General features: G+C 67.9%; 10 protein-coding genes and 1 riboswitch. Of the genes, 8 read left to right on the top strand and 2 right to left on the bottom strand.

The genetic code is table 11. From position 1 onward, the window contains the following. The first annotated feature begins 77 nt into the window (after positions 1 to 77). Positions 78 to 187, top strand: a riboswitch (SAM-I-IV-variant riboswitch). A gap of 34 nt (positions 188 to 221) precedes the next feature. The 6 genes from DF286_RS01015 (at position 222) to DF286_RS01040 (ending at position 7,880) form a co-directional block, all read left to right on the top strand. After that, complete coding sequence (locus DF286_RS01015) at positions 222 to 1,982, top strand: amino acid kinase family protein (protein ID WP_109269748.1); 1,761 nt, start codon at positions 222 to 224, stop codon at positions 1,980 to 1,982. Continuing rightward, positions 1,979 to 2,938: an alpha/beta fold hydrolase gene (locus tag DF286_RS01020; protein WP_158274584.1), complete on the top strand. Its 960-nt coding sequence runs from the start codon at positions 1,979 to 1,981 to the stop codon at positions 2,936 to 2,938. Before DF286_RS01015 ends, DF286_RS01020 begins: the two co-directional genes overlap by 4 nt. Next, complete coding sequence (locus tag DF286_RS01025) at positions 2,935 to 4,089, top strand: trans-sulfuration enzyme family protein (protein WP_109269750.1); 1,155 nt, start codon at positions 2,935 to 2,937, stop codon at positions 4,087 to 4,089. The genes DF286_RS01020 and DF286_RS01025 overlap by 4 nt, the downstream gene beginning before the upstream one ends. A 74-nt stretch (positions 4,090 to 4,163) precedes the next feature. Further along, entirely contained in the window at positions 4,164 to 5,333 is a 1,170-nt protein-coding gene (locus DF286_RS01030) for an NAD(P)/FAD-dependent oxidoreductase (RefSeq protein ID WP_109269751.1), read from the top strand. A gap of 55 nt (positions 5,334 to 5,388) precedes the next feature. Then, positions 5,389 to 7,449 (top strand): transglycosylase domain-containing protein, encoded by a 2,061-nt coding sequence (locus DF286_RS01035; protein ID WP_109269752.1) that lies wholly within the window; start codon positions 5,389 to 5,391, stop codon positions 7,447 to 7,449. 59 nt (positions 7,450 to 7,508) lie between these two features. Beyond that, positions 7,509 to 7,880 (top strand): YidH family protein, encoded by a 372-nt coding sequence (locus tag DF286_RS01040; RefSeq protein WP_109269753.1) that lies wholly within the window; start codon positions 7,509 to 7,511, stop codon positions 7,878 to 7,880. Between the two features lie 29 nt (positions 7,881 to 7,909). On the opposite strand, the gene DF286_RS01045 is transcribed toward DF286_RS01040, so the two are convergent. Further along, on the bottom strand, positions 7,910 to 8,116 hold the full coding sequence (locus tag DF286_RS01045; RefSeq protein ID WP_109269754.1) for a hypothetical protein: 207 nt from the start codon (positions 8,114 to 8,116) through the stop codon (positions 7,910 to 7,912). A 29-nt stretch (positions 8,117 to 8,145) separates the two neighbouring features. On the opposite strand from DF286_RS01045, the gene DF286_RS01050 reads away from it, so the two are divergent. Beyond that, complete coding sequence (locus DF286_RS01050) at positions 8,146 to 9,228, top strand: AI-2E family transporter (RefSeq protein WP_207789984.1); 1,083 nt, start codon at positions 8,146 to 8,148, stop codon at positions 9,226 to 9,228. A gap of 89 nt (positions 9,229 to 9,317) precedes the next feature. Here DF286_RS01050 and DF286_RS01055 read toward each other — a convergent pair whose 3' ends face one another. After that, entirely contained in the window at positions 9,318 to 11,636 is a 2,319-nt protein-coding gene (locus DF286_RS01055; protein ID WP_109269755.1) for a transketolase, read from the bottom strand. A gap of 128 nt (positions 11,637 to 11,764) precedes the next feature. Here DF286_RS01055 and DF286_RS01060 point away from each other — a divergent pair, with 128 nt between their 5' ends. Then, positions 11,765 to 12,103: a YciI family protein gene (locus DF286_RS01060; RefSeq protein WP_109271907.1), complete on the top strand. Its 339-nt coding sequence runs from the start codon at positions 11,765 to 11,767 to the stop codon at positions 12,101 to 12,103. Positions 12,104 to 12,138 lie beyond the last annotated feature (35 nt).

Genomic DNA, 12,138 nt, shown 5'->3' on the forward strand with positions numbered 1-12,138 from the left:
TGTCCATGAAATGGCTTGCATCCTCCGGCGATTTGCATAGGTATCGGGCCGAGCTTCGATCGTCTCGGCGACGGAGCCACATGCATCAAGAGTGGGCCGGGTTCGGTCCACGCCAACCTGCCTTCCCGGGCAAGGTGGCGGTCCCATGAGGGGCGATGCGGCCGGACCGGCAACGAAGCGGGTAACGAGCAGCGTCGTCCTTCGATTGTGAAGGAAGAAGGATGAAGCCCTCGGTTCTCCCCCATGCCCAGCCACAGGCGCGGCCCCTCAGCGGCGCGGCGGAGCCTCTGTACGTCCTCAAGTTCGGCAGCTCCGTCCTCCGCACGATCGAGGACCTGCCGAGGGTTGCCGGCGAGCTTTACCGGCTGCGCCGCGCGGGTCGTCGGATCGTCGCGGTCGTCTCGGCCCTGGCCGGGGAGACCGACCGGCTCTTCGCGGAGGCGGAGGCGGTGACGGGCCCGGTGTCCTGTCGCAGCATCCCGGACCTCGTCTCGCTCGGCGAGGAGCGGACGGCGGCGCTGCTCCGCCTCGCCTGCGACCGCATCGGCCTGCCCGCCGAGATCTGCCGTCCCGAAGAGTTGGGGCTGGAGACGAGCGGCGACGCCTGCGACAGCCAGCCGACGAGCCTCGACCCTTTCCATCTCGAGCACAAGCTGGCCGCCAGCGGGCTCGTCATCGTGCCCGGCTTCGTCGGCATGGGCGAGGATGGGCAGCGCAGCCTGCTCGGGCGCGGCGGCTCCGACTTCTCCGCCGTCTTTCTTGCCGGGGAGTTGGGCGCCGATCGGGTCCGGCTCTACAAGGATGTAGACGGCGTTTTCGAAAGCGATCCGGCGCGGACTCCCGATGCCCGGCGCTTTGCCGAGGTGAGCTGGGCCGACGCGCTCGAGGTCGCGCGACCGCTGATCCAGGCCGGCTCCGTAGAATATGCGGCGGCACGATCGCTGCCGATCGAGATCGAAGCAATCGGAAGTACGCGGCCGACCTGCGTCGGGCCGATCACGTCAGAGCCACTTCCGCAGAAGCCGGAGCCTCGGCTGCGGATCGGTCTCGCGGGCTATGGCGTCGTCGGCCAGGCCTTGGCCGCGCGGCTGAAGGACGATCCCCGATTCGAGATCGCTTCCATCCTCGTTCGCCAGCCGCAGCGCACCCGGGCGGTGCCGCCGCCCTGTTCCCTCACCAACGACGTCGGCACCTTTCTCGACGCTGGCTTCGACATCTTCGTCGATGCCCTGTCCTGCGACAGCACCGGCGCTTCGCTGTGTCGAACGCTGCTGTCGCGCGGCATCCACGTGGCGAGCGCCAGCAAGCGCGTGGTGAGCAGCCACCTTCCCCTACTCGCCGGCGCGGCGGCTTCGGGCGGCGCGCGGCTGCTCTACTCGGCCGCGGTGGGGGGAAGCGCGCCGATCCTGGAGACGGTCTCGCGCGCGGCGGCGCAGGGGCGGATCGAAGAGGTCGTCTGCGTCGTCAACGGCACCGTCAACTTCATCCTCGATCGCCTGTCGCGCGGCGCCGGCGCCGACGAGGCCATCGCCCTGGCGCGTGCGGCAGGATTTGCCGAGGAGGATTGCGCCGCTGATCTGAGCGGCGCCGACGCGGCCGCCAAGCTCCGCATCATCGCCCACCACGCCTTCGACATCAGCCCGCAGGCACTGGACGTCACCACCCAAAGCCTCGATGAGGAGGCGATCGCCCGCATCGAGGCGAGCGGCGAAAGGTGGGTTCAGGTGGCGCATCTTCGGCGGCTGGACGGTAGGATCGAGGCCGGCGTGGGGTTGCGGCCCCTCAGCGAACTGCCGGAGCTCGGCGCTCCCGCGGAGGAATGGAACCGCGCCGTCGTCACCCTTGCCGATGGCTCCGTCTATCGCTGCGTCGGGCGCGGCGCCGGCGGCCCCGCCACCGCCGAAGCCATCGCCGCGGACCTCGACGAGATCAGCCGTGGCCGTGCTGGAATCGCGCAAGACCGGACGAGGCTCGCATCATGAACGCCGAAATGGTGAGACCGCTGGTCAGCGCACCGATCGCCCAAGACCTGGAGGTTCCGCTCCCGGAGTCACTCCATCGCTTCGGCAGGTCGACGCGGGCGACGGTGACTGGCCCGGTGGATGGACCAGCCGTCGTCGTGCTCGGCGGCATATCGGCTAACAGGCTGGTCTGCGGCCCCGGAGGCTGGTGGCCCGGCATGGTCGGCGAAGAAGGCGCCGTCGACCCGCGCCGCCACCGCATAATAGGCCTCGATTTCATTGCCGATGAAAGCGGACAAGCCGCTCCTTCCTGCCGGGACCAGGCGGCCGTCCTTTGCCAGGCGCTCGACCTTGCCGGAGTCGCCCAGGCCAACGCCATTGTCGGCGCCTCCTATGGTGGCATGGTTGCCCTCAGCTTCGGCCAGCATTTTCCGGAGCGCGTGAAGCGGATCATCTCAATTTCGGCCGCCGCCTCGGCGCACCCCGCCGCCACCGCCCTTCGGGAGCTTCAGCGGCGGGTCGTGGCGCTCGGGATGGCCCACGGCGCCGCTGCCGAGGCGCTGTCCATCGCCCGCGGCATGGCGATGCTGAGCTACCGGACCCGGGAGGAGTTCGACCAGCGCTTTACCGGCGGGCTCGATGGAGAGGAGGCGCTCGGGCCGACCGAGCCCGGAAGCTATCTCCGTGCCCGGGGCGAGGCCTTTCAGACGGTGATGTCGCCCGGGCGCTTCCTCAGCCTGTCGGCCTCGATCGACCGGCACCGGATCGATCCGGAAGCGATTGGCCTGCCCTGCCTGCTGATCGGCGCGGAGTCGGACCAGCTCGTGCCGCCCTCGCAGCTCGAGGCGCTCGCGACTGCGCTCGCCGGCCCGACGGCGCTTCGCATCCTGCCGTCGCTCTATGGCCATGACATGTTCCTGAAGAACGCAGCGCAAGTAGCTGAACTCGTGCGGCCTTTCCTGGACGCCAACCCATGACAAAGCCCCGGAAAGTCTCCACGATAGTCGCTTCGGCCGGCGTCGCCGCGGATCCCGTCTATGGCGGGCTGATCCCGCCGCTCTTCGCGTCCGACACCTTCCGCTGGCCGGACTCCGACACCAGGCCCGATTACGACTATTCGCGGACCGTCAATCCCAACCGCGACATGCTGGCTGCGGCCTTGGCGGAACTGGAGGGTGCGGCGGGCGGCGTCGCGACCAATTCCGGCCAATCCGCGGCACTGCTGGCGCTGTTGCTCCTGCCTACGGGCTCGCTCGTTGTGGCGCCGCACGATTGCTATGGCGGCACCTACCGCCTCATCAAGGGCTTCGAGGAACAGGGACGGTTGAGGTCCACCTTCATCGACATGCTCGACGACGAGGCCTTCGACCGGGCGATGGCCGAGGACCCCGCCCTCCTCTGGATCGAAACCCCCAGCAACCCTCTCCTTCGCATCACCGACATTGCCGACCGCGCCGCGCGCGCGAAACGGGCGGGCGCGCTGGTCATTGCGGACAACACCCTCCCCACCCCTTGCCGGCAAAGGCCGCTGGCGCTGGGCTGCGATCTCGTCATGCACTCGACGACCAAGGCTCTGAACGGCCATGGCGACCTGTTCGGCGGCGCCCTGCTCGCCGCCGATGCCGGCCTGGTGGAGAAGATCCAGTGGTGGGCGAATGCAGCCGGTCTGTCGGCTTCCGCCCATGACAGCTGGCAGACGCTGCGCGGCCTTCGCACCCTTCCCCTCAGGGTCGAGCGGCAGGAAGCGACCGCGCAGCGAATCGCCGAATGGCTCGCCGCCCAGGACCGAGTGGCCGCCGTGCACTATCCCGGTCTTTCCACCCATCCCGGCCATGAGCTTGCCGAGCGGCAGCAGCAGGGACCCGGCTTCATGATCAGCTTTCGCGTCAAGGGCGGAGATGAGGCGGCTGCCGCCTTCCTGTCCGGCCTGGATTTGATCACCCTCGCCTCCTCGCTCGGCGGCTTCGCGACGCTCATCTGCAAGCCTTCGACGATGACCCACGGCGGCATGCCGCCCAAGGTGCAAAAGGAGGCCGGCATCTATCCCGACCTGCTGCGGCTATCGATCGGTCTCGAGGATGCAGACGACCTGATCGCAGATTTGGCGCGCGGATTCGGCAGCGCCTGAATCCCACCGTCACTCCAGCGACGCTATCTTGCGCATCTGGCGGCGCGGGCCTGCGGCCCCTATAGGAAATCGCCATGAGGACAGCGGATATCCTGGTGATCGGCGGCGGAGTCGCCGGACTGTCGGCGGCGGCGCGGCTGGCGCGGCACGGACGGGTGGTGGTGCTCGAGGCGGAAGATGCACACGGCTATCATTCGTCGGGACGCAGCGTTTCGTTTAGCCATTTCGGAATCGGCGACGCCGTCGTGCGCGGCCTCACCGCCTACAGCCAGCCTTTCTTCGAAAATCCACCGGAGGGTTTCTGCCCGACGCCTTTGTGCCGGGTGATGCCGTCGCTCTACGTCGCCGGCGAGGAAACGATGCCCGCGTTGGAAGCGCTTTATGCCGAGATGGCGCGCTTCACCGATACGGTCGAATGGACCGATGAAGCCGGGCTGAAGGCCATTTGTCCGATCCTGAAAACCGGTTCCGGGGCAGCTGTCCGAGGGGTTGTGGATCGCTCCGGGCTCAAGCTCGACGCCGACGCCTTGCTTCAGTCGTTCGGCCGCGCCGCCCGCGGTGCCGGGGCGGAGCTGGTGACCGGGCGCCGCATTGCAGCGATCCGACGCGAGGGCGAAAGCTGGATCGTTCGCACCGAGGCAGGCGAGCAATGGTCCGCTCCCATCCTGGTCAATGCCGCCGGCGCCTGGGCGGACCGGGTCGCCGGCCTCGCGGGCGTCGAACCGCTGGGCCTGCAGCCCAAGCGGCGCACCATTATCGTCGTCGATCCGCCCGCCGGGATGGACGTACGCGACTGGCCGTTCCTCCACAGCATCGTCAGCGATTTCTACATGATGCCGGAAGCAGGCCAGCTCCTCGTCTCGCCGGCCGACGAAGTGCCTGACGAACCGGGCGACGCGCAGCCCGAGGATTACGACATCGCCCTCGCCGCGGACCGGCTGGAGCATTATACGACGCTCAGCGTCACCCGCATCGCCCACCGCTGGGCCGGGCTTCGTTCCTTCGTGGCGGACCGGGTGCCGACCGCAGGCTTCGCGCCCGACGCGCCGGGCTTCTTCTGGCTTGCGGGACAGGGCGGCTACGGTCTGCAGACTGCCCCGGCTATGGCGGAGATCGTCGAGACGCTGGTGACCGGCGGCCCGTGGCCGCAGGGCTTGGCCGAGCTTGGCGTCACGCCCGATAAAATCCTGCCCGACCGGCTCTTTACGCAACCAAAGCATTCAACTTCCGTTCGGACGGCGTAGTGCAAGGATCAGCGATGCGTCTTAGTCCAAGTCGCCTCGCCGGGACGGTACGCTGATGCTGTTCGATCAGAGACCGAACGTTGCGCCGGCCGAACCCGCGGGGCCCCAACTCGCCGTGCCCGTTCCGCCCGAAGGCGAGGCTCCACGGCCGCGGCGACACTGGAAGATCGCGGCGGCCCTATTGGCCGCCTTTCTGCTGCTCTTCGCCTATCTCGCCGTCACGGCGCCGCTGTCGAAATCGCTTCAGCCGATCGCGGCGCCGAGCCTCACCTTGCTTTCGGCCGACGGCACGCCGATCGCCCGCCGCGGCGCCATCACGGACGATCCGGTCTCCGTCGCGGACCTGCCGGCGCATGTGCCCAACGCCTTCCTCGCCATCGAGGACCGGCGCTTCCACAATCATAGCGGCATCGACCCCTGGGGCATCCTCCGCGCCGCCGCCCGGAACGCCCTCGCGGGCGGAGTGGTCGAAGGTGGCAGCACCATCACCCAGCAGCTCGCCAAGCTCGCTTTCCTGAGCTCCGACCAGACTGCGACGCGCAAGCTCCGCGAGGCGCTGATCGCGGTGTGGCTGGAGGCGTGGCTCAGCAAGGAGGAAATCCTCTCCCGCTATCTTTCGAGCGTCTATTTCGGCGACAATGTCTACGGCCTGCGCGCCGCCTCCCATCATTATTTCGATCGACCGCCCGAGGACCTCACCGTCGGTCAGGCGGCGATGCTGGCGGGGCTGATGAAGGCGCCGTCCCGCCTCAATCCCACCAGCAATTTGGAAGGCGCACGCGAGCGGACGCAGGTCGTGCTGAACGCCATGGTCGAGGCGGGCATGCTGACCGCGGAGGAAGCGGCAGACGTGCCGCCGGTGAAGCTCGATCTCGGACCCGCCAAGGACCTCCCCAAGGGCAGCTATTTTGCCGACTGGGTTTTTCCGGAAGCTCGTGCCGCCGTCGAATGGGGCTATGGCGAGCAGACGATCGAGACCACTTTGGAAGACGATCTCCAGCGCCAGGCGGTGAACGCGGTTCGCCGCGCCAATCTCAACGGCGCGCAGGTCGCGCTGGTGGCGATGCGGCCGGACGGGCGGGTGGTGGCGATGATCGGCGGCAAGAGTTACCGCAAGAGCCCCTTCAATCGGGCCACCCAGGCGGTTCGCCAGCCGGGCTCGGCCTTCAAGCTGTTCGTCTATCTGGCGGCGCTACGGGCCGGCATGACGCCCGAATCCATGATCCTCGACGAGCCCGTCACCATCGACGAATGGACGCCGGAGAATAGCGACGACAGGTACGATGGGCTGATCACCCTCCGCGAGGCCTTCGCCCGGTCGAGCAACGTCGCCGCCGTCCGCCTCCAGGAACGGATCGGCCGCCAGAATGTCATCGAGGCGGCGCGGGACCTCGGCATCTCCACCGAACTGAAGCCGACGCCCAGTCTTGCGCTCGGCACGTCCGGCACCAAGCTGATCGAAATGGTCGCCGCCTATGCCGCCGTCGCCAACGGCAATTATCCGGTGCGGCCGCATGGGCTGCCCGCGGCCGAAGCGGGCTGGTTCGAGTCGATGAGATCGCGCTTCCGGCGCTTCAACGAGCGTTCCACCTGGCCGATGCTGCTCGACCTTCTCTGGTCGGCGGCCAATGACGGCACCGGCCGCGCCGCGGCTCTCAGGGTCGAGACGTTCGGCAAGACGGGCACCACCCAGGACAATCGCGACGCCATCTTCATCGGCTTCGCCGGCGATCTGGTGACCGGCGTCTGGGTCGGCAATGACGACAACAGCCCGCTTGCCGGGAACATCCACGGCGGCGGCCTTCCCGCCCGCATCTGGCGCGACTTCATGTCGAACGCGATCGACCTTCCGCCGGCGCGGCGGCCGACCCGACAGCCCCAGCGCGAGGAGCCGGAAGCGCCGCCGACGGACGGACCCAGGCTCATCATCCCGCCGGCGGATGTGGGCGGGCTCGAAATGGGCGTGGAGATCACGCCCGATACCGTGACCATCACCGCAGAGCCGCCCGCCGGGCAAGATGACGATGCGCCAACCGAACCGGTCGACATACCGATCGTCGCTCCTCCGCCGCCCGTTCCTCCCGAGGAGGACGGCGAGCCGCCGTTCGCACTCTAGGTCCAACCTTTCGGCACCGTATCGGACCTGCCGCGTTCATGACCCGAGAGGAGGAGGCGATGGAAGTCGACGAGAGGGAGCGTCTGGCCCACAGCCGGACCGATCTGGCGGAAGACCGGACGGCGCTCGCCAACGAACGTACCTTCGCCAGCTGGGTCCGAACCGGCCTCGCCGCCATCGGCATCGGTCTCGGCTTCTCGGCCCTCTACCGCCAGATCGAGCCGGTCTGGATCCCCAAGGCGCTGGCCACCGTCTTTTTGATCGCCGGCATCTACATCTTCATGTCGAGCCAGGAACGCGCCTGCGCCGTGCTCGAGCGCCTGAAGACGCATGAGGTGAAGACGGTGCAGGGCCGCAACATCAAGCTCGTCACCAGCGGCATGATCGTGGCGACCCTGGCACTCATCGCGGCGCTGTGGATCCTCGAATGAAGGACGCCCGCGCCTCCGTCCGCATGAACTCAGTGGCGGACGCGGGCCTTCCGGGCCTGGCGGCCGTCATAATATTTCTTGGCCGCATAGCCTCCCATCAGCGCGAAGCCGAGCGGAGTGAAGGCGCGGCGGGCGACGACCGGAACCAGCGCGCCGATCAGAGCCCCCTTGGCTCCGTCGCCGTAGCGGGCGCCCATCCTCTTGCCGACAGCGGCGCCGATAATCTTGCCGATCATATTCTGGTCTCCATTACAGGGGCACAATGATGTCCGAGAAAGAGCGCCGCAGCCAGCCGATTGTTCCCGTGCCGGCGGCGGCGGACATGGGCCATCGCCGCTTTATCGAGCGGCTGCTGATTACGGTCGCGGTTGCAGCTGTCGCTTTGCTGCTGTGGCGGCTGCGCGGGCTCCTGATTCTCGTATTCGGGGCGGTGCTGGTTGCGGTGGTGCTCAGCGCCATGGCGGACCCGCTGCGCAAGCGCCTCGGTCTTCCAAATGTGCTCGCCCTGCTGCTGGCGCTCGCCGCCCTCCTCGCCCTGTTCGGCACCGCCTTCTGGCTGTTCGGTGCGGAAGTGATCGGGCAGGCGAGTGCGCTCCGCGAATCCATCCCCGAAGCCTGGCAAGACCTGCAGGACCGGCTGGAGCCCTTCGGCCTCGCCGAACCGCTCCGCGAATGGGTGCAGAGCCTGGGCTCGGGGGATGGCGTTCTGACCCGGGTCGGCGGCATCGTGGCGTCGATCGGCGGCGGGCTCGCCGACCTGCTGCTGGTGCTGGTCGGCGGCATCTATCTCGCCGCCCAGCCGCGGCTCTATCGCAGCGGCCTCATCAAGCTGGTGCCGGAACGCGGGCGATCGCTGGCGGCGCAGGCGTTCGACGACAGCGGCCGGGCCCTGCGGCTGTGGCTGCTCGGGCGGTTGGTGTCGATGACGCTGGTCGGCCTTCTCACCTGGATCGGCCTGTGGCTGATCGGCGTGCCGGCGGCGCTGACCCTGGGTCTCGTCTCGGCCATCCTGGAGTTCGTGCCGTTCCTCGGCCCGATCATCGCCTCCGTGCCGGCGATCCTGCTCGCCTTCGCCCTCAGCCCCGAGGCGGCGCTGTGGACGGCCGGCCTCTACCTTGTGGTTCAGCAGCTCGAGGGCAATCTGATCGAGCCGATGGTCCAGCAGCGCGCGGTCAGCCTGCCGCCGGCCCTGCTCGTCTTCGCGCTCGTCTCGGGCGGCCTGCTGTTCGGCATGGCCGGCATCCTCCTCGCCGCGCCGCTGACTGTAGTGTTGTTCGTGACGGTAAAGCGCCTCTACGTCCGCGAAGCGCTCGGCACGCCTACGTCGCTGCCGACGGAGGGGGATTAGCCGCCGTCATTGCGAGCGAAGCGACAATCCAGCATGGCACTGGGATGGATTGCTTCGTCGCTCCGCTCCTCGCAACGACGGCCAAGCGTTTAGTCCAGGAACAGCTCGGCCGCCGCTTCGACGATCGCGTCGACGTCGAGGCGGTAATAGCGGTATAGATCGGCGAGGTTGCCGGTCTGGCCGAAGCGGTCGAGGCCGAGCGGGCTGACCTTGTGGCCGGCAACGCCGCCGAGCCAGGACAGAGCCGCCGGCGCGCCGTCGAGAAGGGTGACGAGGCCGGCGTCGCGGGAGAGCGGGGCGAGGAGCGTTTCGACGTGGCTCGGCTCCGCCGCCTTCCCCGCCCAGCGGCCGCTCCGCTTCGCGCTCCAGCCGCGATGAAGGAGGTCGGGCGAGGTGACGGCGAGGAGGCCGAGACCGGGCATGTCGTCCTTCAGCGCCTCCCAGGCGGCGAGCGCTTCGGGGGCGATGGCGCCCATATAGACGAGCGCCGCCTCGGCGCCCGGCGCGGGCTCTCGGAGCCAATAGCCGCCCCGGATCGCGTCTTCCTTCCAACTATCATCGGAGCGGTCGATCTGGCGGATGGTGCGGGTCGTGAGGCGAAGGTAGACACTCTCGCCCTCCTCCCGCTGCACGAGGCGGAAGCCTTCCTCCATCATCAGCGCCAGCTCGTCGGCATAGGCCGGCTCGTAGTGGCGGAGGCCCGGCTGGCCCATGGCGATGAGCGGCGGGTTGATCGACTGGTGAGCGCCGCCTTCCGGCCCCAGGGTCACGCCCGAGGGGGTGCCGGCCAACATGAAGCGCGCGTCCTGATAGCAGGCATAGTTCAGCGCATCGAGGCCGCGGGCGATGAAGGGATCGTAGACGGTGCCGATCGGGAACAGCCGCTCGCCGAACAGGTCGCCGGCGAGGCCGAGCGCGGCCAGCATCAGGAACAGATTGTTCTCGGCAATGCCGAGCTCGATATGCTGGCCGGCCTGCGATCCGCCCCATTTCTGGGCGGACGGGATCTTGGCGGCGGCGAAGACGTCGGCCAGCTCCCGGCGGCGGAACAGCCCGCGCTGGTTCACGAAGCCGCCGAGGTTGGTCGAGACGGTGACGTCCGGCGAGGTCGTGACGATCCGGTCGGCGAGCGGCCCGCCCGCCTTGGCAAGGTCGAGCAGGATGCGGCCGAAGGCGGCCTGGGTGGACTGCTCCTCTCCGGCGGGCGGGACGATGGCCGGTACCTCCGCCACATTCCATGGCCGCTCGCGCTTAGCCCTGGCGATACGGCTTCCCTCGACCAGCGACTTGGCGGCTTCCGCGCTGTTGCCGCCGAGCCCGGCATAGGGCTCCCACTCCTCCCCTTCGGCGATGCCCATCTTCTCGCGCAGCGCGGCGATCTGGCCGGGGTTCATGAGGCCGGCATGATTGTCCTTGTGGCCGGCGAAGGGCAGGCCTTGGCCCTTGATCGTGTAGGCGATGAACAGGGTCGGTACATCGTCCTGAGCCTCGTCGAACGCCGCGACCAGAGCCTCCATGTCGTGGCCGCCAAGATTGGTCATCAGCCGGTGCAGCGACTCATCATCATGCTTGTCGAGGATCGGCTTCGTCTCGGGTACATCCTTCAACAGCCGCTCGCGCCAGGCCGCACCGCCGAGATAGGTGAGCGCCGCATAATCGGCATTGCCGCACCCGTCGATCCAGCGCTCCAGCGCCGCGCCGCCTTTCTCCTTGAACGCCGCCTCGAGCAGCTTGCCATATTTCAAGGTCACGACCCGCCAGCCGAAGCTCGCGAATATCTCGTCGAAGCGGCGGAACATGCGCTCGGCCGTGGTCGCGTCGAGGGACTGCCGGTTATAGTCGACGATCCACCAGCAGTTGCGGATGTCGTGCTTGTACGCCTCGATCAGGCACTCGTAGATATTGCCCTCGTCCAGTTCCGCGTCGCCCATCAGCGCCACCATCCGACCCGCCTCCTCGGGCTTCATCAGACGATGGGCGAGCAGATAATCCTGGACCAGGCTGGCAAAGGCGGTGACGGCGACGCCGAGGCCGACCGAACCGGTCGAGAAATCGACGGGGATCCGATCCTTGGTTCGGCTCGGATAGCTCTGCATGCCCCCGAACCCGCGGAAAGCCTCCAGCTGCTCGCGGCTCTGGCTGCCCATCAGATAGTGGATGGCGTGCAGCACCGGCCCGGCATGCGGCTTCACCGCGACCTTGTCGTTCGGCCCCAGCGCATGGAAGTAGAGCGCCGCCATGATCGCCGTCATCGACGCGCAGGACGCCTGGTGCCCGCCGACCTTCAGGCCGTCGGTGCTTTCGCGGATGTGGTTGGCATGATGGATCGTCCAGGACGACAGCCAGCGCAGGCGATCGTCCAGCAAACGGAGGGAGTCGAGATCGGGAGCGGAAGTCTTTTTCAGCATGGCCGCGGCCTTAGCCCCGTTGGATCGAAAGCTGAAATCATAGTTTAGACCCAAGGCGGACGTTGGGGCAAAGCCGACCCCCCAGAGCTGCACTTGCTGCGCTCGGAGCTGAGATGCATCATCAAAGCATGACCAAATATCTCATCTCCTTCCCGAGCGAAGCCATGGTGCTCACCGAGGACGAACTCCCGATTGTCTCAGCCGAGGCTCATGCGGTGATCGAGGAAGCCAAGGCAGCCGGCGTCTACATTTTCGGCGGAGGGATCGATGAGCAGGTGGACCCCGTGCTGGTCTCCGGCGACGGATCGGTGTCCACGGAAATTTATCCCGGCAGCCGCCTGAAGGGCGGGTTCACAGTGCTGGAGTTGCCGACGCGCGAGGAGGCCCTGGAATGGGCAAGGAAGATCGCGGTCGCCTGCCGTTGCTCGCAAGAAGTGCGCGAATTCATGTACGATCCGGCGAGCTAGACCGGACGTCAATCCGGCCCAGCCTGTTCCGCCGC

The organism is Sphingosinicella humi (assembly GCF_003129465.1).
Taxonomy (GTDB): domain Bacteria; phylum Pseudomonadota; class Alphaproteobacteria; order Sphingomonadales; family Sphingomonadaceae; genus Allosphingosinicella; species Allosphingosinicella humi.